At 67.5% G+C, this 22,161-nt stretch carries 25 protein-coding genes; 13 read left to right on the top strand and 12 right to left on the bottom strand.

The annotated features are described in order from the left end of the window. Positions 1-383 precede the first annotated feature (383 nt). From TSB10GB4_RS03095 to TSB10GB4_RS03055, 9 genes are all read left to right on the top strand, one after another. Entirely contained in the window at positions 384-854 is a 471-nt protein-coding gene (locus TSB10GB4_RS03095) for a hypothetical protein (protein WP_186394503.1), read from the top strand. Further along, positions 838-2,709 carry an ABC transporter ATP-binding protein gene (locus TSB10GB4_RS03090; RefSeq protein WP_186394502.1) on the top strand — a complete coding sequence of 624 codons (1,872 nt, stop codon included), beginning with the start codon at positions 838-840 and terminating at the stop codon, positions 2,707-2,709. The genes TSB10GB4_RS03095 and TSB10GB4_RS03090 overlap by 17 nt, the downstream gene beginning before the upstream one ends. Before the next feature lie 177 nt (positions 2,710-2,886). Next, positions 2,887-3,447, top strand: a complete 561-nt coding sequence (gene petA, locus TSB10GB4_RS03085; RefSeq protein ID WP_244296441.1) for a ubiquinol-cytochrome c reductase iron-sulfur subunit — start codon at positions 2,887-2,889, stop codon at positions 3,445-3,447. 28 nt (positions 3,448-3,475) lie between these two features. Further along, entirely contained in the window at positions 3,476-4,738 is a 1,263-nt protein-coding gene (locus TSB10GB4_RS03080) for a cytochrome b/b6 (RefSeq protein WP_186394500.1), read from the top strand. Between the two features lie 29 nt (positions 4,739-4,767). Continuing rightward, a complete protein-coding gene (locus tag TSB10GB4_RS03075; protein ID WP_186394499.1) occupies positions 4,768-5,610 on the top strand; it encodes a cytochrome c1 in 843 nt (280 codons plus the stop codon). A gap of 125 nt (positions 5,611-5,735) precedes the next feature. Continuing rightward, the gene (locus TSB10GB4_RS03070) at positions 5,736-6,611 is read left to right on the top strand and encodes an S-methyl-5'-thioadenosine phosphorylase (protein ID WP_186394498.1); all 876 of its coding nucleotides are present in this window, start codon (positions 5,736-5,738) and stop codon (positions 6,609-6,611) included. 121 nt (positions 6,612-6,732) lie between these two features. Continuing rightward, a complete protein-coding gene (locus tag TSB10GB4_RS03065) occupies positions 6,733-7,281 on the top strand; it encodes an adenine phosphoribosyltransferase (protein ID WP_186387207.1) in 549 nt (182 codons plus the stop codon). Further along, a complete protein-coding gene (gene bluB / locus TSB10GB4_RS03060; RefSeq protein ID WP_186394497.1) occupies positions 7,278-7,967 on the top strand; it encodes a 5,6-dimethylbenzimidazole synthase in 690 nt (229 codons plus the stop codon). Before TSB10GB4_RS03065 ends, bluB begins: the two co-directional genes overlap by 4 nt. A 54-nt stretch (positions 7,968-8,021) precedes the next feature. Further along, entirely contained in the window at positions 8,022-8,504 is a 483-nt protein-coding gene (locus TSB10GB4_RS03055) for a GNAT family N-acetyltransferase (protein WP_186387209.1), read from the top strand. Positions 8,505-8,513: 9 nt separating this feature from the next. Here the strand turns inward: TSB10GB4_RS03055 and TSB10GB4_RS03050 are convergent, their stop codons facing one another. From TSB10GB4_RS03050 to TSB10GB4_RS03025, 6 genes are all read right to left on the bottom strand, one after another. Beyond that, complete coding sequence (locus TSB10GB4_RS03050; protein WP_186394496.1) at positions 8,514-8,981, bottom strand: MaoC family dehydratase; 468 nt, start codon at positions 8,979-8,981, stop codon at positions 8,514-8,516. Then, complete coding sequence (locus TSB10GB4_RS03045; protein WP_186387211.1) at positions 8,978-9,436, bottom strand: MaoC family dehydratase; 459 nt, start codon at positions 9,434-9,436, stop codon at positions 8,978-8,980. The genes TSB10GB4_RS03050 and TSB10GB4_RS03045 overlap by 4 nt, the downstream gene beginning before the upstream one ends. 60 nt (positions 9,437-9,496) lie before the next feature. Continuing rightward, positions 9,497-9,856: a hypothetical protein gene (locus TSB10GB4_RS03040; protein ID WP_186387212.1), complete on the bottom strand. Its 360-nt coding sequence runs from the start codon at positions 9,854-9,856 to the stop codon at positions 9,497-9,499. Positions 9,857-9,948: 92 nt separating this feature from the next. Then, positions 9,949-11,049, bottom strand: a complete 1,101-nt coding sequence (gene ychF, locus TSB10GB4_RS03035) for a redox-regulated ATPase YchF (RefSeq protein ID WP_186394495.1) — start codon at positions 11,047-11,049, stop codon at positions 9,949-9,951. A 6-nt stretch (positions 11,050-11,055) separates the two neighbouring features. Beyond that, positions 11,056-11,808 (bottom strand): aminoacyl-tRNA hydrolase, encoded by a 753-nt coding sequence (pth, locus tag TSB10GB4_RS03030; protein WP_186394494.1) that lies wholly within the window; start codon positions 11,806-11,808, stop codon positions 11,056-11,058. A gap of 44 nt (positions 11,809-11,852) precedes the next feature. Next, on the bottom strand, positions 11,853-12,467 hold the full coding sequence (locus tag TSB10GB4_RS03025; protein ID WP_186387215.1) for a 50S ribosomal protein L25/general stress protein Ctc: 615 nt from the start codon (positions 12,465-12,467) through the stop codon (positions 11,853-11,855). A gap of 393 nt (positions 12,468-12,860) precedes the next feature. Here TSB10GB4_RS03025 and TSB10GB4_RS03020 point away from each other — a divergent pair, with 393 nt between their 5' ends. The 4 genes from TSB10GB4_RS03020 to TSB10GB4_RS03005 all read left to right on the top strand — a co-directional run bounded on the left by TSB10GB4_RS03020 (position 12,861) and on the right by TSB10GB4_RS03005 (position 16,328). Further along, positions 12,861-13,454: a cache domain-containing protein gene (locus TSB10GB4_RS03020; RefSeq protein ID WP_208984389.1), complete on the top strand. Its 594-nt coding sequence runs from the start codon at positions 12,861-12,863 to the stop codon at positions 13,452-13,454. A gap of 186 nt (positions 13,455-13,640) precedes the next feature. Continuing rightward, the gene (locus TSB10GB4_RS03015; RefSeq protein WP_186394493.1) at positions 13,641-14,675 is read left to right on the top strand and encodes an ABC transporter substrate-binding protein; all 1,035 of its coding nucleotides are present in this window, start codon (positions 13,641-13,643) and stop codon (positions 14,673-14,675) included. A 38-nt stretch (positions 14,676-14,713) separates the two neighbouring features. Beyond that, a complete protein-coding gene (locus tag TSB10GB4_RS03010) occupies positions 14,714-15,487 on the top strand; it encodes an ABC transporter ATP-binding protein (RefSeq protein ID WP_186394492.1) in 774 nt (257 codons plus the stop codon). Continuing rightward, the gene (locus TSB10GB4_RS03005) at positions 15,474-16,328 is read left to right on the top strand and encodes an ABC transporter permease (RefSeq protein ID WP_186387219.1); all 855 of its coding nucleotides are present in this window, start codon (positions 15,474-15,476) and stop codon (positions 16,326-16,328) included. The genes TSB10GB4_RS03010 and TSB10GB4_RS03005 overlap by 14 nt, the downstream gene beginning before the upstream one ends. Positions 16,329-16,409: 81 nt before the next feature. On the opposite strand, the gene TSB10GB4_RS03000 is transcribed toward TSB10GB4_RS03005, so the two are convergent. The 6 genes from TSB10GB4_RS03000 to lgt all read right to left on the bottom strand — a co-directional run bounded on the left by TSB10GB4_RS03000 (position 16,410) and on the right by lgt (position 22,140). Then, entirely contained in the window at positions 16,410-17,342 is a 933-nt protein-coding gene (locus tag TSB10GB4_RS03000) for a ribose-phosphate pyrophosphokinase (RefSeq protein ID WP_186387220.1), read from the bottom strand. 238 nt (positions 17,343-17,580) lie between these two features. After that, the gene (locus TSB10GB4_RS02995; protein WP_186387221.1) at positions 17,581-18,099 is read right to left on the bottom strand and encodes a hypothetical protein; all 519 of its coding nucleotides are present in this window, start codon (positions 18,097-18,099) and stop codon (positions 17,581-17,583) included. Positions 18,100-18,198: 99 nt separating this feature from the next. Further along, complete coding sequence (locus TSB10GB4_RS02990) at positions 18,199-19,356, bottom strand: Xaa-Pro peptidase family protein (RefSeq protein ID WP_186394491.1); 1,158 nt, start codon at positions 19,354-19,356, stop codon at positions 18,199-18,201. A gap of 2 nt (positions 19,357-19,358) precedes the next feature. Further along, positions 19,359-20,129 (bottom strand): peptidoglycan editing factor PgeF, encoded by a 771-nt coding sequence (gene pgeF, locus TSB10GB4_RS02985; protein ID WP_186394490.1) that lies wholly within the window; start codon positions 20,127-20,129, stop codon positions 19,359-19,361. A gap of 68 nt (positions 20,130-20,197) precedes the next feature. Beyond that, positions 20,198-21,316 carry a class I SAM-dependent methyltransferase gene (locus TSB10GB4_RS02980; RefSeq protein ID WP_244296439.1) on the bottom strand — a complete coding sequence of 373 codons (1,119 nt, stop codon included), beginning with the start codon at positions 21,314-21,316 and terminating at the stop codon, positions 20,198-20,200. Further along, a complete protein-coding gene (gene lgt / locus TSB10GB4_RS02975; protein WP_186394489.1) occupies positions 21,313-22,140 on the bottom strand; it encodes a prolipoprotein diacylglyceryl transferase in 828 nt (275 codons plus the stop codon). The genes TSB10GB4_RS02980 and lgt overlap by 4 nt, the downstream gene beginning before the upstream one ends. Between the last annotated feature and the right edge of the window lie 21 nt (positions 22,141-22,161).

Below are 22,161 nucleotides of genomic sequence, written 5' to 3'. Positions count from 1 at the left end.
TCGGCTTTCGCCATCTTCGGCGCCTCGCGCGCCCGGTGGAGCTTCGCCGATCGGCGGACGCCCGTCCGTCCTTAACCCGCAGGTCATACCAGGTCGCAACAGCAAGGAGGGAGTGCATGATGGCATTTTGCGCAGTCAAGTTCCGCACCTCCATGTGCGACCTCGCTCCGGTTGCCGGGGCACCAATGACCGGATCTGCGATGCGCGGCGCTTAGGCCGCCAGCCTTCCCAGCCAGACCCATTTTCCCCTTCGACCCGGCCCCGGCCGGTTCGTTTTCCGTCCCGTCCCGCACGCAATTCACCGATCCGCGGTGAATGCATGGCGTTTGCGTCCGTGTCTGTCGCGGGACATGTCCGATGCCGAGTTCCGCAGGAGCTTACCCATGGACTCCCGTTATCCGCTCGATCCTTTCGCGCGGCCGCAAACCCCGCTGCCGCAGGACAGCGGTTCCCTCGACCGCGCCTCCAGCCGCGATTCTGGCCGCGATTCTGGCCGCGATATTGGCAGAGGACGCCTGACCGATGCCGCGCTGGTCGCCGGCGCGGCGGTGGGGCTGACCCTGTCGCTGGCGCTGGCGCTGTTCGTGCCGCAGGCCTTGCTGGAATTCGACCGCCTGGACGCGGTCGTTTCCGCCGGAACCAGCGTGCCGGCCGCGCAGTTCGCCGAACGGCTTTTCACCCTGTTTCTGGGCCTGACGGTGCTTGCCGCCGCCGTGTCCGCGTTCATCCTGTCGGTGCTGATGACACCGGCTGCACAGCAGCCGGTGTTTCCCGCCGGCCGCCATGCGGTGACGCGGCGGGCGGAGCGGACCCGCAGGACGTATGAGGATCTTCGTCATGTTCGCCCGCTTTGAGAAACTCATCGACCCGTTCCGGGAGCAGCCGATCAAGGCGCCCCCGGCCGGGCTTTTCGCCTTCTGCTGGCACTACACGCGGCCGATCTGGCCGATCCTGGTGACCATCTGCGTGCTCGGCGCCGCCGTCGCGATCTTCGAGGTCATGGTCTTCGCCTTCCTCGGCGACCTGGTGAACTGGCTGTCGACGGCGGATCGCGAGACCTTCTTTGCGGACAATGCCGGGCGGCTCGTGTGGATGGGCGTGGTGATCCTGGTGATCATGCCGGTGCTGTCGCTGGCCTGGGAACTGCTGTTCCACCAGGCGCTGCTCGGCAATTATCCGATGGCGATCCGCTGGCAGGTGCACCGCTACCTGCTGCGCCAGAGCATCGGCTTCTACCAGAACGACTTCGCCGGCCGCATCGCCACCAAGGTGATGCAGACGGCGCTGGCGGTGCGCGAGGTGGTGACCCGCGTGCTCGACGTGCTGGTCTATGTGTCGGTCTATTTCGTCTCGGCGGTGCTGCTGATCGGCGATGCCAACATCCGCCTCGCCCTGCCGCTGGTGTTGTGGTTCTTCGCCTATCTGGCGGTGCTGGTGTTCTTCGTGCCGCGCCTGAAGACCCTGTCGCAGGTGCAGGCCGACGCGCGCTCGCTGATGACCGGCCGGGTGGTCGACGCCTATACCAACATCACCACGGTGAAGCTGTTCTCCCATACCGACCGCGAGGAGGAGTATGCCCGCTCTTCCATGTGGGAGTTCCTGAAGACGGTCCACCGGCAGATGCGGCTGGTGACGGTGCTCAACACCGTGCTGCACACAATCAATGTGCTGCTGCTGTTCGGCATCGGCGCCATGTCGATCTATCTGTGGCGGGCCGAGGCGGTGACCACCGGCGATGTCGCCGTGGCGGTGGCCCTCGTGCTGCGGCTGCACGGTATGTCGCAGTGGATCCTGTGGGAAGTCTCGGGCCTGTTCGAGAATATCGGCACGGTGCAGGACGGCATCACCACCATCTCGCGCGAGCGGGAAGTGACGGACCGGCCGCAGGCGCCGGCGCTTGTCGTCTCGCGCGGCGAGATCGCCTTCGAGGGCGTGCGCTTCCACTACGGCAAGGAGGCGGGCGTCATCGACCGGCTCGACCTGACGATCCGTCCGGGCGAGAAGGTGGGCATCGTCGGACGCTCGGGCGCGGGCAAGTCGACGCTGGTGAACCTCTTGCTGCGCTTCTACGACGTGGAGAGCGGGCGCATCCGGATCGACGGCCAGGACATCGCCGAGGTGGGCCAGGCGAGCCTCAGGGCGCAGATCGGCGTGGTGACGCAAGACACCTCGCTGCTGCACCGCTCGGTGCTCGACAACATCGTCTACGGCAAGCCCGGCGCGGGCGAGAGCGAGGCGATGGAGGCGGCCCGGCGCGCCCATGCGGCCGGCTTCATCGCCGGCCTGGAAGATCCGGAAGGGCGCAAGGGGCTGATGGCGCATGTCGGCGAGCGCGGCGTGAAACTGTCCGGCGGCCAGCGCCAGCGTATCGCCATTGCCCGGGTGCTCTTGAAGAACGCGCCGATCCTGGTGCTGGACGAGGCGACCTCGGCGCTCGATTCGGAAGTCGAGGCGGCGATCCAGGACAGCCTCAACGAGTTGATGGCCGGAAAGACGGTGATCGCCATCGCTCACCGGCTGTCGACCATCGCCGCGATGGACCGGCTGATTGTCATGGACCGGGGCCGGGTCGTCGAGGACGGGCGCCACGAGGATCTCCTGGCGCGCGGCGGGTGGGGGAAACCGAAGTTGACCACGTGGCGAAAATCGGGCGGCATTGCTGCAATCATTGGGCAAAAAACCGCGACAAAGAGTCGTCTCGTTTCATGATGATCTGGACAAGCGCGGGCAAGGGTGCCAATAACAGCCCCGCTTGGAAAGATGCGGAAAGCCGCATCTGCCGCCCAGACGACGCCTTCCGCCGGCCTTCGTCCCCGTTGTTGCCGGGGCAGGGACGGCGGCGCTTGCCGTTGTCGTCGGGCTTGTAGGTTAAAAGAGGACGCGACCTTGGCACAGCAGGATACGGTCGAACCCACTCGCCGCGATTTCCTCTATATCGCGACCGGTGCGATGGGGGCGGTTGGCGCAGCCGCGCTCGCCTGGCCCTTCATCGACCAGATGAACCCGGATGCGTCCGCCTTGTCGCTGGCATCCATCGAGGTCGACATCTCGGCGATCGACGAGGGACAGGAAATCAAGGTGATGTGGCGCGGCAAGCCGGTGTTCATCCGCAACCGCAGCGCCCGCGAGATCGAGGAGGCCAACGCCGTCGCGATCTCCGATCTTCCCGACCCGCTGGCGCGCAACGCCAACCTTGCCGCCGACGCGCAGGCGACCGACGCCAACCGCGGCGTCGACGGTCGCGAAGCGCTGATCGTGATGGTCGGCGTGTGCACCCATCTTGGCTGCATTCCGCTCGGACAGTCCGGTGATTTCGGCGGCTGGTTCTGCCCTTGCCACGGTTCGCACTACGACACGGCCGGCCGGATCCGCAAGGGACCCGCACCCGAGAATCTCCTGATCCCGCCGTTCGAGTTCATCTCGGACAACGTGATTCAGATCGGTTGATACGCGGCATTCCAGAGGAGAGGCAGCCATGGCTGGACATTCCAACTACGTGCCGCAGAGCGCGGCGGCGAAGTGGCTCGAGAGCCGCTTGCCGGTCATTTCGCTCGTTCGCGGTTCCTTCGTCGATTTCCCGACCCCGAAGAACCTCAATTACTGGTGGACCTTCGGCGGTATCCTGTTCTTCGTGCTGATCGCGCAGATACTCACCGGCATCGTGCTGGTGATGCATTACACGCCGAACACCGCGCTCGCCTTCGCCTCCGTCGAGCACATCATGCGCGACGTGAATTTCGGCTGGCTGCTGCGCTACCTGCACTCCAACGGCGCGTCGATGTTCTTCATCGCCGTGTTCATCCACATGTTCCGCGGCATGTATTACGGCTCCTACAAGGCGCCGCGCGAGATCTCGTGGATCCTCGGCGTCGTGATCTTCCTGATCATGATGGCCACCGCCTTCATGGGCTACGTGCTGCCCTGGGGCCAGATGTCCTTCTGGGGCGCCACGGTGATCACCAACCTGTTCTCGGCGCTGCCGCTGGTCGGCGAGCCGATCGTGAACTGGCTGTGGGGCGGCTTCGCGGTCGACAATCCGACGCTGAACCGCTTCTTCTCGCTGCACTATCTGCTGCCTTTCATGATCTTCGGCGTCGTGCTGCTGCATGTGTGGGCGTTCCACACGACGGGCAACAACAACCCGACGGGCATCAATCCGAAGACTAAGCAGGACACGATCCCGTTCCATCCGTATTACACGATCAAGGACCTGTTCGCGATCGTGGTGTTCATGATCCTGTTCGCCTACTTCGTGTTCTACATCCCGAACTACATGGGTCACGCCGACAACTACATCGAGGCCGATCCACTGGTCACCCCGGCGCATATCGTTCCCGAGTGGTACTTCCTGCCGTTCTACGCGATCCTGCGCGCGGTTCCGGACAAGCTCGGCGGCGTCGTCCTGATGTTCGGCTCGATCGCGGTGATGTTCGTCCTGCCGTGGCTCGACACGTCGAAGGTCCGCTCCGGCACCTACCGGCCGCTGTTCAAGCAGTTCTTCTGGATCTTCGCCGCGGTCTGCGTCGGTCTCGGCTATCTCGGCGCGATGCCGGCGGAGGGCGGCTATGTGATTGCAGCCCGCATCCTGACGACCTATTACTTCGCCCACTTCCTGATCATCCTGCCGCTGCTGGGCTTCCTTGAGAAGCCGAAGGAGCTGCCGGCCTCGATCTCGGAAGCCGTGCTCAGCGGCGGCGGCAAGCCGGCCGGTGCGGTCGCGGCGCCGGAAACGAAGTGACACACGGACGGGATTGGGAGTTCTCCTCAATGAAGACGATGATCAAATCCGTGCGTGGCGCCCTGCTGGCCGTGGCGGCTCTGGCAGTCGCCGCGCCGGCCATGGCCGCCGGCGAAGGGCCGCATATCGAGCGGCAGCAGTGGTCTTTCTCCGGGCCGTTCGGCCAGTATGACAAGGCCCAGCTCCAGCGCGGCTTCAAGGTGTACAAGGAGGTCTGCGCCTCCTGTCACGGCGCCAATTTCATGGCGTTCCGCAACCTTGCGGAGCCGGGCGGGCCGGGCTTCACCGAAGACCAGGTCAAGGTGATCGCGGCGGAATACACCGTGATGAAGGGCCCGAACGACGACGGCGAGATGGAGGAGGTCGCTGCGATCCCCTCCGACCGCTGGCCCTCGCCGTTCCCGAACCAGCAGGCGGCGCGCGCCGCCAATGGCGGCGCCTATCCGCCGGACTTCTCGACGCTGGCCAAGGCCCGCGCCGTGGCGAGCGGGTTCCCGGGCTTCATCTTCGACATGTTCACGCAGTACCAGGAGCAGGGTCCGGACTACATCTACAACCTGCTGACGGGCTATGAAGACCCGCCGGAGGGCCTGGATGTGCCGGCCGGCCAGTACTACAATCCGAAGTTCATCGCCGGACAGACGCTGGCCATGGCGCCGCCGCTGTTCGCCGATGGCGTCGAGTACACCGACGGCACCCCGACCACGGTCGAGCAGTATGCCAAGGACGTCTCGGCCTTCATGATGTGGGTCGCCGAGCCGAAGCTCGAGGAGCGCAAGCGGATGGGCTTCCGCGTGATGATCTTCCTCATCGTCTTCGCCTCGCTGCTCTACTTCACCAAGAAGTCGGTCTGGCGCGACGTCGGCCACTAAGGCAACGGGAAAGTCCTGAACGACCGGCCGCCGGAGCGATCCGGCGGCCTTTTCATGTCCGCCGGGCGGTTGGAACATCGCGGCGGGAATGCTATCGCAGCAGGCAGGGCAGAGGAGTTGCGCGGATGGTCAAGGCTGTGCTCGGGGTGATCGGCGGATCGGGTCTCTACGACCTGCCGGCGTTGCAGGACGCGGACTGGGTGCGGGTCGACAGCCCCTGGGGCGAGCCGTCCGATGCCGTGCGGATCGGCGAGGTGGACGGGCTCAAGGTGGTGTTCCTGCCGCGCCACGGGCGGGGCCACCGCTTCGCCCCGTCCGACATCAACTACCGCGCCAATATCGACGTGATGAAGCGTTGCGGCGTCACCTCGCTGGTGTCGGTCTCCGCCGTCGGCTCGCTGAACGAGGCGATGGCGCCGGGCCATTTCGTGCTGGTCGACCAGTTCATCGACCGCACCTTCGCGCGGGCCAAGAGCTTCTTCGGCAAGGGCTGCGTCGCGCATGTGTCGATGGCCGAGCCGGTGTCGCCGCGCCTGGTGGACCATGTCGCGGCAGCGGCGGCAGCGGAGGCGCTGACCTTCCATCGCGGTGGCACCTATCTGGCGATGGAGGGCCCGCAATTCTCGTCGCTGGCGGAAAGCAACCTCTACCGGAGCTGGAACTGCGACGTGATCGGCATGACCAACATGCCGGAGGCCAAGCTCGCCCGCGAGGCGGAGATCTGCTACGCGACGGTGGCGATGGTCACCGACTACGATAGCTGGCATCCCGATCACGGGTCGGTCGACATCCAGTCGATCATCAAGGTGCTGCACGACAATGCCGACCATGCGCGCCAGCTCGTCGCGCGCCTCGCACGCGACCTGCCGCGCGAGCACGAGGCCTGCCCGATCGGCTCGGACACCGCGCTCGAATACGCGGTGATGACGAGCGTGGAGGCGCGCGATCCCGAACTGGTGGCACGGCTCGACGCCGTCGCCGGCCGCGTGCTCTTCCGCTAGGGCAGCGATCCCGCGAACGAAACCGCTTTGCCGGACCGGCGAATGTGGCAAACTCCCCCACCAAACGGTTGCGCCGTCGCCGGACGGGCAGGCGCGCCGAAACAAGCAAGACGGACGGGCAATGACGACTGAAACGGTCTCGCAGGAGCTGAAGGCGGCGATCCGCACCATCCCGGACTATCCGAAGACGGGCATCCTGTTTCGCGACATCACCACGCTGCTCGGCAACGCGCGGGCCTTCCGCCGGGCGGTCGACGCCCTGGTGCAGCCCTGGGCGGGCGCCAAGGTCGACCAGATCGCCGGCATCGAGGCACGCGGCTTCATCCTCGGCGGAGCGGTGGCGCATCAGTTGTCGGCCGGCTTCGTGCCGATCCGCAAGAAGGGCAAGCTGCCGCACGAGACGGTGCGGATCGCCTATTCGCTGGAATACGGGCTCGACGAGATGGAGATGCACAAGGACGCGATCCGGCCCGGCGAGAAGGTGATCCTGATCGACGACCTGATCGCCACGGGCGGCACGGCGGAGGCGGCCACCAAGCTGCTGCAGCGGATGGGCGCGGACGTGGTGGCGGCCTGTTTCATCGTCGACCTGCCGGATCTCGGCGGGCGGGCGCGACTGGAAGCCCTGGGCGTTCCGGTGCGCACGCTGGTGGACTTTCCGGGCCATTGAGCGGCGCGGCGCCCCGCGACCCGGCCCGCCGCGCAGACGGGCAAGACGGCGGGACGCCGGTCTTCGACGCGGCCTTTCTCGACGGGTTGCAGGCGCTGTTCGTCTGGCGGCGGGACGTGCGCCAGTTCGACCCGCAGCCGCTGCCCGAGGGGCTTCTGGAGGCGCTTCTGGCGCAGGCGCATCTGTCGCCCTCCGTCGGCAACAGCCAGCCCTGGCGTTTCGTGCTGGTGGACGATCCCGCCCGGCGCGAGGCGGTGCGGGGCAGTTTCCGCAAGGCCAATGCCGACGCGCTGTCGTCCTACGAGGGCGAGCGGGCCGAGCTCTATGCGCGGCTGAAGCTGGAGGGCTTGAGGGTCGCGCCGGTGCAGCTTGCCGTCTTCTGCGACGAGGCGACCGACCAGGGCGGGGGCCTTGGCCGGCGGACCATGCCGGAGATGCTGGCCTATTCCTGCGTCTGCGCGATCAGTACGCTGTGGCTGGCGGCACGGGCGCGGGGCGTCGGCCTCGGCTGGGTGTCGATCCTCGATCCGCAGGAGGTCGCGGCCGCGCTCGACGTGCCGGACGACTGGCGGCTGGTCGCCTATCTGTGCATCGGCTATCCGCAGGAGGAGCAAGACGAGCCGGAACTGGAGCGCGCCGGCTGGCAGGCGCGGCAGGGGCTCGGCGAACGGCTGTTCCGGCGCTAATGTGGCTGGCGAATATGGCGGGCGCGCCCGCCCGCGCATCACGAGGACCCCACCATGACGGTTACCATTCGCAGCAAGACAGAGGACGACCACGCGGCGGCGGTCGAACTGCTGACCCGGCGATGGACCAGCCCGGAGATCCTGATCGAGGGCGAGATGATCGACGCCTCACGGCTGCCCGGCTTCATCGCGGTGGATGAAGCGGGCGAGATCGTCGGCCTTGTCACGCTGATCCAGCGCGAGCGGGAATGGGAGATCCTGACGCTCGATTCGCTGAACCGCTGGGGCGGTGTCGGCACCTTGCTGCTCAAGGCGGTGGCTGGAGCCGCGGTCGAAAACGGCATCCGCCGGCTGCTGGTGCGCACCTCCAACGACAATCTCGACGCCTTCCGCTTCTACCAGCGCCGCGACTTCCGGCTGGAGAAGGTGGTGCCCGGCGCGATCGACGAGGAGCGCAAGCTGAAGCCGGAGATCCCGGCGCTCGGCGAATACGGCATCCCGATCCGCGACGAGGTGGTCTTCGCCCGCCGGCTGTAGCGGCGGCGCTCAGGCAGCAGGACGGCGGGCGACCAGCACCTTGCCGGTGAAGGAGAACACCGTCACGCCGTCCTGGTTGATGCCCTCGTTGCCATGGATCAGCAGGCCCCATTGCGGCCGCGTGCGCATGTCGCGCTTCTCCAGCAAGGTCGAGCTGTAGGAGATCGTGTCGCCGGCATAGACCGGGCGGATCCACTTCAGGTCGGTGAAGCCGGGGGAGGGGCCGAGACGCGAGGGCGTGCCGAGCCTTTCGCAGTCGGCCCGGATATGGGCGACCATCAGCTTCATCCAGACGGAGGCGGTGTGCCAGCCGGAGGCGCACAGGCGCCCGAAATGGGTCTGCGCCGCCCCCTCATCCGACAGGTGGAAGGGCTGGGGATCATAAGCCTGCGCGAAGCGGACGATCTCCTCCGGCGTAAAATGATGGCTGCCGAGTTCGCGGCGCTCGCCGACGACCATGTCCTCGAACCAGGTCATTGCGACACCTCCCGCCTGCCGAAGAGGATCTTGTTGCGCTGGGTCATGACCGGCGTTCCGGTCTGGTCGGTGACGGTGAACAGGAAGTCGACCATGCCGAGATCCGGGCGGGAGTTGAGCACCCGGCTGGAGATGACCTCGGCGCTGGCGGTCAGCACGTCGCCGGGGCGCACGGGACGCATCCAACGCACTTCCTCGACGCCGGGCGAGCCCTTGCCGCTCGAATTCAGCAGGAGATTGTCGCACAGCAGGCGCATCAGCATGGCGATCGTGTGCCAGCCGGAGGCGGCAAGGCCGCCGAGCAGGGAGGCTTCGCCCGCCGCATCATCCAGGTGAAACGGCTGGGGGTCGAACTCGGCCGCGAAAGCGATGATCTCTTCGCGGGTGACGGTTTTCGAGCCGAGCGCAATGGTCTCGCCCGGCTCGAAATCCTCAAAGCTTCTGAACGTGGTCATGACGCCGATCTATACGCAGCCGGACGCCGCTGTCGAGAGCCTCCGGCCGCGCGTCGACGCTCAGTCGTAATAGATCTCGTTGTCGTCGAGATAGACGTTGCTGGCCTCGCAGATGTCGATGTCGATCGGATCGTCGAGCACCTCGCCGCCGCTCTCCGCGAGCCAGCCGACCCGGAAGGTCTGGGCGCAGGAGCCGCTGTCGGCGGTGAACTCGGCGCGCGCCGACTCGTCCGGGCGGATCGGCTGGCTGAGCCAGTTGCTCGACCAGCCGCTGCCGTCATTGGTGTAGAAGCCGACGACGGTGTTGTCGTCCGTGTTGTTGTAGATCTGGAAATAGCCTTCCGAGCCCGTGCCCGCGAGGGCCGTGGACGCGCAAAGGAACAGCGCCGCCGAAGCGGCCGCGAGCATGCGATGGGACATGCGGTTTTCCTCAGGAGAGGCCGCCACGACGGCGGCGGCCGGAAGACTAATCCGGCCTTGGGAAAAGCGCGAGTCGCTTCGCGCGGCCGCTGTCAGGTGTTGAACTTGAACAGCAGCACGTCGCCGTCCTTGACCACATATTCCTTGCCTTCGTCGCGGGCCTTGCCCGCTTCCTTGGCCGCCGTTTCGCCGCCAAGGGTGACGAAATCGTCGAAGGCGATGGTCTGGGCACGGATGAAGCCGCGCTCGAAATCGCTGTGGATGACGCCGGCCGCCTGCGGCGCCTTGGTGCCCTTGCGGATCGTCCAGGCGCGGGCTTCCTTCGGGCCGGCGGTGAAATAGGTGATCAGGTCGAGCAGGTCGTAGCCGGCGCGGATGAGGCGGTCGAGGCCGGGCTCCTCGAGACCCATGGTCTCCAGGTATTCGGCCTGTTCGGCATCGTCGAGCTGGGCGATCTCGGCCTCGATGGCGGCGGAGATCACGACGCAGGCCGCGCCTTCCGCCTCCGCCATCTCGCGCACGCGCTCGGACTGGGCATTGCCGGTGGCCGAGCAGGCTTCCTCGACATTGCAGACATAGAGGATCGGCTTGGTGGTCAGCAGGTTGAGACCGGCCAGGATCTTGCGCTCCTCCGGGGTGGAGACGTCGAGCAGGCGCGCCGGCTTGCCCTCGCGCAGCAGCTCCAGAGCGCCTTCCATGATCGGGATCACCGCCTTGGCATCCTTGTCGCCGCCGGTCGCCTTCTTCTTCAGCGGCGCGAGACGACGCTCGAGGCTCTCCATGTCGGCGATCATCAGCTCGGTCTCGACGGTCTGGGCATCGGCGATGGGATCGATGCGGCCCTCGACATGGGTGATGTCGTCATCCTCGAAGCAGCGCAGCACATGGGCGATGGCGTCGACCTCGCGGATATTGGCGAGGAACTGGTTGCCGAGGCCCTCGCCCTTGGAGGCGCCGCGCACCAGGCCGGCAATGTCGACGAAGGTGAGACGGGTGGGGATGATACTGGCCGACTTGGCGATCCGGGCGATATCCTTCAGGCGCGGATCCGGCACGGCGACCTCGCCGGTGTTCGGCTCGATGGTGCAGAAGGGATAGTTCGCCGCCTGGGCCGCCGCGGTCTTGGTCAAGGCGTTGAACAGCGTGGACTTGCCCACATTCGGCAGGCCGACAATGCCGCACTGGAATCCCATCTCGTCTCAGTCCTTCTTTCCAAACATGCGCGCGAGCTGCTCGGCGAGCCCCGTCTTGGGCGTACTGGTCTTGGGCGCACCGGTCTTGGGCGCGCTGTCGCCGCCGCGCCGCGGCAGCGGCGGATTCGGATCGCGGGAGGTGCCGCCCACGCCCGCGCCCTGCTCCTTGCGGGGCTTCTGCGGCTTTGCCGGGGCGAGCGCCAGATGCAGCCGGTTGCAGAATTCCGAATGGTGGCCGCCGGCCAGCAGGCCGGCCTCCGCGGCGATCTTGTCGAGCAACGGGTCGAGCCAGTCGGCGTCGACCTTGGCGAAATCGCCCAGCACATACGCGGTGACGCGGTCCTTGTGGCCGGGATGGCCGATGCCGAGCCGCACGCGCGAATACTCCTTGCCCAGATGGGCGTCGATCGAGCGGATGCCGTTATGGCCGCCGCTGCCGCCCCCGACCTTGGTGCGAACCTTGCCCGGCGGCAGGTCGAGCTCGTCGTAGAGCACGATGACGTCGGCGGGCGCGAGCTTGTAGAAGCGGGCGGCGTCGCCGACCGCACGGCCGGACTCGTTCATATAGGTCTGGGGTTTCATCAGCATCACCTTCTCGCCGTCGAGAAGGCCCTCGCTGACATCCGCGTGAAAGCGGCTCCGCCACGGGCCGAAGGTGGAATTCCGGCCGTGGATCGCGTCCACGGCCAGAAAGCCGATATTGTGGCGGTTGCGGGCGTATTTCTCGCCCGGATTGCCGAGGCCGACGATGAGGCGCATGGGAACTCCCCGTCACTTCTCCGCGGCGGCCGGCGAACGGGGGCTCAGCCCTCGCTCTCCTCCTCGGCACCGTCTCCAGCCGAACCGGCACCGCCGCCGGGAGCGGCGATCGTCGCGATGGTGAAATCGCGGTCGGTGATGGTCGGGGCGCAGCCGGCCGGAATGGCCACGGCCGAAATGTGGATCGAATCGCCGACCTTGGCCTTGGCCAGGTCGATGACCAGCGCATCCGGAATGGCGTCGCCCGGCACGGTCATCTCGACCGTGTGGCGCACCACGTTGAGCACGCCGCCGGCCTTGATGCCCGGGCACTTCTCTTCGTTGACGAAGTGGACCGGCACGTCGACGGTCAGCGTCGCGCCCTTGGACACGCGCAGGAAGTCGACATGGATCAGGTCGTCGCGGACCGGGTCGAGCTGGTAGTCCTTGGCGATCACGCGGTGCGCGACGCCGTCGACCTCGATGGTGCCCAGATGGGTCATGAAGCCGCCGCGATGCAGGGCGATCGTGGACTCCTTGATCGGAATCGCGATCGGCAGGGCAGCTTTCTTCTCGCCGTAGATCACGGCGGGGACGAGGCCTTCACGGCGAAGTGCGCGAGCGGCCCCCTTGCCAACCCGATCCCTCACCGAAGCCTTCAGCACATAGCCTTCAGCCATGGTAGTTCTCCTTGATGTCTCGTGAAAGGGGAGGGCATTGTCGCCTCGATGAGGCATGCCGACCCGATGCGCCGCCTCCAGGGGTGCAGGTGCGCGCGGCTGCTATAGCCGAAGGCGCGGAAAAGGGCAAGCGCGGGCGGGGTTTTCGCGGAAAATGCGCTGCCATTGCGGCAGGCTGCGCGTGTGCCCGCCGGCCCGATTACTCTGCCGCAACGTCAATTTCAGTGCAAGGCCGGGGCCGAGCCGCTTGCATGTTGCCGTCAAAGCGGATTTCTATGGCGGCATCGCCGCAAGGAAGGTGCGAACCTGCGCTTTCCCCATGAGAGTCTGGTCCGGATAGGGTGCGCCCGCGCACCGGCCGGTGCGGCGGACCGGGCAATGATGGGGGGGATCATGCTGACCAGGGTTTTCAGGCTGATGGCGGCTTCGTTGCTCGCGGCGGCCGTGGCCGGTCCCGCGCAAGGCACCGGCCTGAATGTCTTCGAGAGCGATCTCGCCGTGCTGGCAAGGACGCGGCTTGCCGAGGTGGCCCGGTCGCCGCGGGTGATCGCGGCAGTGCGCGAGCAGAACCGGCAGACCGCGCAATACACCCAGGAGCAGATCACCGAGCTCGACGAGCAATGGATAAGGGAGGCGGAAAGCGGCAGCCACGGCCCGCTCATTGCCGGTGTGCTGGACCACGAGGTTTCCCGCTATCTGGCAAGGCTGCAGGACGACAGCCAGGGGCTGTTCACGGAAATCATCCTGATGGACGCCGTCGGACTCAATGTCGCGGTCAGCCGGGTGACCACCGACTACTGGCAGGGCGATGAGGACAAGTGGCAGAAGACTTTCCTCGTCGGGCCGCACAGCCTGCATATCGGCCCGCTGGAGGAAGACCTGTCCACCCGCACGGTGCAGAGCCAGGTGAGCCTGCCCGTCGTCGACCCGCAGACGGGAGAGCTGATCGGGGCGCTGACCTTCGGGATCGATGTGGAAGAACTGTAGGCCCGCCGCTGCGATCAACGATAAGACCCTGCACAGATTGACAAGTCAGGCCGGCTGCGGTCACCTGCGCCGGCACATTGCCGCCCCGCGTCGCCGCTCGACAGGGCTGCGCCGGCAGGCAGGGAACGTCCGCGAGACGGACACAACAGGACCGGCGCGGACGACCGGCCATATCGGGAGGGTGCCATGAAGGCTTTGACCAAACGCGGATTCGTGAAACTGGCGGCGGCTGCCGGCATTGCCGCCGGCGTGAGCCTCGCGCCGCTGGCCAGCGCCGTCGCGGCCGACAAGATCACCGTCGGCGCGCTGCGCTTCACCTCGCACGCGCCGAGCTTCATCGCTTTCGAGCGCGGCTATTTCGCCGAGGAAGGCCTCGACGTCACCTTCGAGTATTTCCAGGCGGCGCAGCCGATGGCGGTGGCGATCGCCTCCGGGGATGTCGACTTCGGCATCACGGCGATTTCCGGCGGCCTGATCAACCTTGCCGAGAAGGGCGCGATCAAGGTGGTCGGCGGCGGCCTGCAGGAGGAGCCGGGCGTCGACGGGCAGATGATCCTGGTGTCCAAGGCGGCCTATGACGCGGGCGTGACCTCGCCGGCGCAGCTCAAGGGCAAGAGCTTCGGCATCACCCAGACCGGGTCGTCGTTCCACTACATCGCCCACAAGATCGCCGACAAGGAAGGCTTCGACCGCTCGGAACTGACCCTGCGGCCGCTGCAGAAGGTCGGCGCGATCATCGGCGCGCTGAAGACCGGGCAGATCGACGCCTGGGCGATCGTCCCGCATATCGCCAAGCCGCTGGCCGAGGGGCCGGAGATCGAGGCGATCGGCATGGTCGCCGACTATATCCCGGCCTATCAGGTGACCACGGTCTTCACCTCGACCGCCAACACGGTGGACAAGCCGGAGCTGGTCAAGCGCTTCCTCGCAGCCTTTTCCAAGGGCGCGGCGGACTTCAACGCGGCCTTGATCGACAAGACCACGACCGAGGAAGAGGCCGAGGCGCTGGTGCAACTGCTGCACAAATACGTCAACAACGACGAGCCCTACGAGAAGGCGTCGCCCTCCATCCGCAGCGGCGCGATGCGCATCAACGAGGGGGCGAAGCTGAACATGGCCTCGATCGCCGATCAGCTCGCCTGGTTCCAGTCGGAGAAGCTGGTCCCCGCGACGGTGACGATGGAACTGCTGGTCGACCCGTCCTTCGTCGAGACGGACTGACGCCCGACCGGGCGAAGAGCGGGCAAGGAACGCAGCCGATGGATCTCCTGCTGCGCGGGATCACGCATCGCTATGGCGCGACCGAGGTGCTGAACGGAATCGACCTCACGGTCAGTGAGGGCGAGATCGTCTGCATCATCGGTCCGTCGGGCTGCGGCAAGTCGACCTTGCTGCGCTTCATCGGCGGGCTGGAGCGGCCGGACGAGGGCGAAGTGCTGCTCTCCGGCGAGGTGCCTGCCGGGTCGCTCAATCCGCTCACCTATGTGTTCCAGGACTTCGCCCTGCTGCCCTGGCGCAGCGTCGAGGCGAATGTCTCCTTGGTGCTGGAGGACCATCCGCTGTCCGCAGCGGAGCGCGAGACGATCATCGCCGACGTGCTGGAGCGCACGGGGCTGTCCGATTTCCGCAAGGCGCTGCCGCGGCAGCTTTCCGGCGGCATGAAGCAGCGCGTCGCCATCGCGAGGGCGCTCAGCGTGCGCCCGGCGGTGATGCTGATGGACGAGCCGCTGTCGGCGCTCGACAGCCAGACGCGCGAGCTGCTGATGGACGATCTCGTCGCCCTGTGGCAGCGCGAGCGCTTCACCGCCTGCTACGTCACCCACAATCTGGCCGAGGCGGTGCGCCTCGGCCACCGCATCGTCGTGCTGTCGCGCCGGCCGGGACGCATCCGCACCATCGTGGAGATCGACCGCGATCTCGGCGCGCGCGAGGCGGGCGATCCGAAGCTCGATGCCGTGCAGCGCGAGCTGTGGCAGCTCCTGCGCGACGAGGCGCGTGCCGCCGACAGGGAGATCGCCGATGACGTCGCTTGAGCAGTCGTCGCTTGACCAGACGTCCGGCGGCCGGGCAGCCGGGGAGCAACGCGAGGGTCTGCGCCCGGTTCCCTATCGCGGCGGCGGTTTTCGCCCGGTGCCGATCCGGCTGATCGGGCCCTTCGTGTTCCTGGCGATCGTCGCGCTGTGGGAGGCGGGATCGCGCAGCGGCGTGATCAGCAACCTGGTGCTGCCGGCACCGAGCGAGGCGTTCGAAGCTTTCAGCTATCTGGTCGAATCGGGGCAGCTCTGGCGGCATCTGTCGGCCTCGCTGCAGCGCCTCGTCATCGGCTGGACGCTCGGCACCGCCCTCGGCATCACCGTCGGGCTCGCCATCGGCCTGTTCTCGCTGGCCCGCGCCGGCCTGTTGCCGCTGGTCTCGGCCCTGTTCCCGATCCCGAAGATCGCCCTCTTGCCGCTCTTCGTGATCTGGTTCGGCATCGGCGAGGGCTCGAAGGTCGCCACGATCCTGTTCGGCACGTTCTTCCCGACGGTGATCGCCACCTATGGCGGGGTCGACAATGTCGACCGCACCCTGGTGCGCATGGGCCAGTCCTTCGGCCTGTCCTGGCGCTCCATCGTGCGCAAGATCATCCTGCCCGGCGCCATGCCGGCGATCCTGTCCGGCTGCCGGATCTCGGCGTCCATCGGCATCATCCTGCTGGTGGCGGCCGAGATGATCGGCGCCGAATACGGCGTCGGCGCCTATATCCTGATGGCCGGCAGCCTGTTCGCCACCGACCAGTTGCTGGCCGGCGTCGCGATCCTGTCGATGCTCGGGCTGATCGTTAGCTGGCTGATCGGCCGGCTGGAGCGCTGGCTGCTGGCCTGGCGCGGCTGATCGGCGCCAACGGGCAAAAGCAGAAGCGCCCGGAGCCATGCGGCATCCGGGCGTTCGAGAGAATGGTCGTGGTTTTCGCGATCAGCCGAAGAGGCTTGACACCGACTGTTCGAGCGCGGTGCGCGAGATCGCCTCGCCCATCAAGGGGGCGATCGAGACGGTGCGGATGTTCGGCGCGGCAAGCACCGCGGCGGTCGGCTCGATGGAATTGGTGATGACCAGTTCCTTGAGCTTGGACGAGGACACGCGCGCGACCGCGCCGCCCGACAGGACGCCATGGGTGATATAGGCGGTGACCGACTTGGCGCCCTGGTTGAGCAGCGCCTCGGCGGCGTTGCACAGGGTGCCGCCGGAATCGACGATGTCGTCGACGAGGATGCAGTCGCGGCCCGACGGATCGCCGATGATGTTCATGACTTCCGACTCGCCAGGCTTGTCGCGGCGCTTGTCGACGATCGCCAGCGGCGCGTCGATGCGCTTGGCGAGCGCGCGGGCGCGCACCACGCCGCCGACATCCGGCGAGACGACCATGACGTTGTCCGTCGAATAGCGCTCCTTGATGTCGCGGGTCATCACCGGCGCAGCGAACAGATTGTCGGTCGGAATGTCGAAGAAGCCCTGGATCTGGCCGGCATGGAGATCCAGCGTCAGCACGCGGTGGGCGCCGGCATGGGTGATCAGGTTGGCGACCAGCTTGGCCGAGATCGGTGTGCGGCCGGAGGCGCGGCGGTCCTGACGGGCATAACCGAAATAGGGCACGACGGCGGTGATGCGCTTGGCGGAGGAGCGGCGCAGCGCGTCGATGACGATCAGCAGCTCCATCAGGTGGTCATTGGCCGGAAAGCTGGTCGACTGCAGGACGAAAACGTCCTCGCCGCGTACGTTTTCCTGCAGTTCGACGAAAATCTCCTGGTCGGCGAAACGGCGCACCTGACACTTTGCCAGGGGCGCCCCGAGATAGGACGAGATTTCCTCTGCAAGCGCGCGATTGGAATTGCCCGCGACGATCTTCATGGCCCGCAAGTCCTTTCTTGGGTCCGCCGCCGCACGGGGAACGCAGCGCCGGTACGACAGGGTCACACGGTGGTCTGTCTGGTCTTCTTTCGTGGCCTAGGTCGAAGCGCGGCAGGCCAGACCGGAGTCCGGCATCGGCGAGCCTTCCTCCAACAGGCGGCGGCGTTTTAACAACGCGTCCCGCCTTGCACAACCGGCCAGTGGGCCTGCCGGCAAATTTTCCCGGATCGCGGCGCGCTCAGCGGCGCAGCCAGGCGGCGAGTTCGGCCACCGAACGGCGGGCAGCCCGGTTGAGCGCGGTGTCGTCGACGCCGGACCAGGGATCGCCGGACGAGCCCGGCGCCGATTCCTGGCCGAGGATCCGGTGCAGCCTGTTGCCGCCGGCGTCGACGATGTCGAACACATAGAATAGCGTCGTCTGGGACTGGTCGCCGGACGCGGAGAGATAGCCGTTGATGCGATAGGTCGCCGGAGCTCCGACCCGGCGCACCAGGCGCAGGTTCTGCTCGCGCGCCTCGGTGCCGATCTGCCGCGACAGGGCATCGGCGATGTTGCCGGGAGCGCCGGTGAAGGGTTCGAAGGCGAATGTCGCCTGATCGGCCGGAACGCTGGGCACCGGCCGGCTCGCCGCAGGAGCGCTCGCGCCGGAGATGGAGGCCGATGGCGTCGGATCGCCGGCGCAGGCGGCCAGCAGCAGCGCAAGCGCCGGAACGACGGCTCGCAGAGCGGATTTTCTGGTGAGGTGAAACGCGCTCATCTGGCCTTGCTGGTCCCCGTGTCGGTCGTCGGTACTTGCCCGGTGGCCATGGACGGCAGCCGCCTGCCGCCGATCATGGCTTCCGTTCGGTTTCTTCGTTTAGCCCGCCTTGACCGGCAGGTCGAGGGGGAGCTTGGAAAGACACTCCGCCGGCCCGTCCCCGGTCAGGTAGGTCTGGCCGAGCGACATGGCCGCGCCGCTGTCCGAATCCATCAGAATCATATGGGTGAAGACGACCATGCCCGGCGCGATGCGGGCTGGATTGCCGCGATAGGCCATCGGCCAGTCCATCCAGCTCGGCGCGAAGCGGGCGCCCAGCGAATAGCCGCAGGCATTGAGCCGGTGGGCACCTTCCCCGCGCGCGTCGATCTCGCGGGCATGGGCCTCGAAGACCTCGCCGAAGGTGCGGCCCGGCACGAGGCATTCCTCGACCGCGGCAAGCGCGGCGCGGGCGGCTTCATAGAGGGCGACATGGCGGCCGGTCGGCTCGCCGACGATCACCGTGCGCATGGCGGCGACATGGTAGCGGCGGAAGACGCCGGCCCATTCCAGCGTCAACTGGTCATTGCGATCCAGCACCCGGCGGCCGCTCTGGTAGCGGCACAGCAGGGCTTCGGGACCGGAGCCGATGATGAACTCGTTGCCCGGATAGTCGCCGTCGCCAGCAAAGACCGCGCCCTGCATGGCGGCGAGGATCTCGCCCTCGCGCGCGCCTTCCCGGATCAGCGGCAGGGCGGCCTCGTAGGCCGCATCCGTCAGTCTGGCGGCGCGGCGGACATAGGCGATCTCGGCCGGCGACTTGACCGCGCGCAGGTGTTGGACGGTCATCGATGCGTCTTCGAGGCGCGCGACATCGGACATCAGCGTCGCGATGTCGATGGCGATGCGCCCGGTCATGCCGTGGGTGTCGTATTCGACGCCGATGCGGGCGCCGCCGAGGCCGAGTTCGGCGATGAGGTCGCGCAGTTGCAGCACGGGCGAGGCGCCGTCGCGGTCCTCCCACACGCGGATGTCGTCGACGATCGAGGTGAGCTGCGCCTGGCGAAGGTCGGCGGAGCGGGTCAGCAGGACGATCCGCCCGTCACAGGTCACCACCATCGACTGGAAGAAGCAGAAGCCGAACGTGTCGTAGCCGGTGAGCCAGTACATGCTCTCCTGGGCGAAGAGCAGCAGGGCGTCGTGGCCGGTCTCGGCCATGCGGGCGCGAAGGGCATCGAGGCGGGAGGCATATTCCTCCCGCGTGAAGGCGAGCGACATGATCAGCTTTCCGAAAGGGTGATTGCGGAGACGAGGCGGCCGTAGTCGGGCTCGCCGCGATGGGTGGCGCGGCGGTAGGAGAAGAACAGATCCTCCTCCGCATAGGTGCAGCGGTCGAGACTGGCGGCGGTGGCAACGCCGGCGGCCTCGAGCCGGGCAAGAATGTAGGCCGGCAGGTCGAACAGCGCATGGCCGGCCTTGTCGGAGGGCGAGAAGAAGCGCTCGTTCGCCCCGTCGGCATCGAGGAAGCGGGCGCGGAACTCCTCGCCGACCTCGTAATTCGCGCCGGAGATGGTCGGGCCGAGCACGGCGATCACCCTTTCGTTGCGGGCGCCGAGCCGCTGCATGGCGGCAAGCGTCGCCTCCAGCACGCCGGTGAGGGCGCCGCGCCAGCCGGCATGGGCCGCGCCGACGACGCGGGCCTGCGGATCGGCGAAAAGCACCGGGCCGCAATCGGCGGTGGAGATAGCGAGCGCAAGGCCCGGGCGGTCGGTCACCAGCGCGTCGCCGCGCGGCTGGGCGCCCGGCTCCCAGGGAGCGTCGACCACGATCGCATCCGGCGAATGGTGCTGGTAGGGCGACAGCAGCGCGCCGGGGGCAACCCCGAGCAGGCTGGCGACGCGGGCGCGGTTTTCCGTGACGGCGGCGCGTTCATCCTTCGAGCCGAGGCCGATGTTGAGCGAGGCATAGAGGCCGCCGGAGACGCCGCCCTGCCGGGTGAAGAAACCGTGCGAGAGACCGGGAAGGGCGGAAAGATCCGGGGAGGTGAGCATGGGCCTGTCGGACTGTTGCGTGGCGGGCGGGATGTTCGCCGGGATGGTGGTTTGAAGCGGGGCGGCTGTCAAACGCCATCGAAAAGCGGCAGGACGACGTCCGGCCCGGCGACGGCCAGCACCTTGAAGAGCTCGCCCATTTCCTGCGGCGCGGCGAGCCGCTCGACCTCGCCGCGGATCCGCTCCTGCTCCTGCGGCGAACGGCCGGCGCCGACCTGGCCGGCGCGCTCCAGCAGGCCGAGGCCGAGCAGGAAGTCGCCTTGCGTCGTCAGGGCGCGCGGGCGCAGTCCGCCTGCGCGGGCAGCGCGGGCCAGCGCCTCGAAGTTGACATGGGCGGTGAGATCGGCGCGGCCGGGTTCGGCGAGCACCTCGACAGGGCGATGGGCGCGCAGGGCCTGCAGCGTGTCGCCGGGCGCGGTGCGGGCGTAGCCGTAGTCGATGGCGAGCAGGACGCCGCCCTGCCGGGCGATGCGGGCGCCAAGCTCCTCCATCAGCGCATTGGCAAGCGGCTGGGTTTCCAGGATCGTGCCCTCGGCGGCGCCCGCAAGGCCGGCCGGCAGCTCTGCCGCATCGAGGCTGCCGGTGCCGGCGACAAAGCGCAGCGCGCCCTGTTCGTCGAGCCCGACGGCCCGCTCGCGCCAGCCTTGCGCGGTCTTGACGTATTGCCGGATCGGCAGGGCGTCGAAGAACTCGTTGGCGACAACGACCAGCGGCGCGTCTTCCGGAAGATCGGCGATGCGGTCGTGCCACAGCGCGGTCGCCGAGGCATCGCCCAGGGTGGCGCGCTGGATCTCGCGCAGCCGCCGGCTGGTCTCCACGAGATGCAGCGAGGCCGCCTCGCGGAACGCGGGGCGCAGGGCAGCGACGCGCAGCATGTCGGCCATCAAGGTGCCGCGGCCGGGGCCGAGCTCGACCAGATGAAAGGGGCGTGGGCTGCCGAGCGCCGCATGCGCCGCGACGACCCAGGCGCCGACCAGTTCGCCGAAGAACTGGCTGACTTCCGGCGCGGTGATGAAGTCGCCATCCGCCCCGAAGGGCTCGGCCCGCATGTAATAGCCGTGCTCGGGGTCGGCGAGGCACAGGCCCATGAAGTCGAAGACCGACAGGGGGCCACCCGTCTCGATCAGAGCGCGAATGCGCGCGCCGAGCGGCCCCGTGCCGGAAGGGGAGGCACTGCTCCGGCTCACGCCGCGCGATCCGCCGGCGGGTTGCGCAGGGCGCGGGCGATCGCCCACAGGCCGGCGGCGATCATCGGCAGCGACAGCAGGATGCCCATGGTCAGGCCCGGCCCGAGATAGCCGATATGCGCGTCCGGCACGCGGAAGAACTCGACGAAGGAGCGGGACAGGCCATAGCCGAGCGCAAAGACGCCGGCGACAAGGCCCGGCCGCCGGAAGCCGCCGCGCAGCAGCACGATGCGCGCGACGACGAGCAGCAGCAGCCCTTCGAGCGCTGCCTCATAGAGCTGGCTCGGGTGGCGGGGCTCCGGCCCGCCATCGGGAAAGACGAAGGCCCAGGGCACATCCGTCACCCGGCCCCACAGCTCGCTGTTGATGAAGTTGGCGATGCGCCCGAAGAACAGGCCGATGGGCGCGACAGCGCCGGCAAGGTCGAACAGGGTCCACAGCGGAATGCCGCGCCGCCAGGCGAAGAGAACCATGGCGAGAACGACGCCAAGGAAGCCGCCATGGAAGGACATGCCGCCCGACCACACCTGCAGGATGTCCAGCGGGTTCTGCAGGTAATAGGCCGGTGCGTAGAACAGCACATAGCCGAGCCGCCCGCCGAGGATCGTGCCGATGGTCGCATAGACGACGAAATCGTCGATGTCGGTCAGGGAGGGGCGCGGCGTGCGGCCCCACAGGTCGTCGCGGGCGACCAGTGCGCGCATGTAGCGCCAGCCGAGCAGCAGGCCGGCGATATAGGCGAGCGCGTACCAGCGGATCGCGAAAGGACCGATCTCGATCAGCACGGGATCGATGGCGGGAAAGGGCAGGGCAAGGATCGGCATGGGGGCTCCGGCTCGCCGGCG

Origin of the sequence: Stappia sp. TSB10GB4, assembly GCF_900185745.1 — a bacterium.
Lineage (GTDB): Bacteria > Pseudomonadota > Alphaproteobacteria > Rhizobiales > Stappiaceae > Stappia.
The sequence above is the reverse complement of the archived record's forward strand: the minus strand, read 5'-3'. Positions and strand labels throughout refer to the sequence as shown.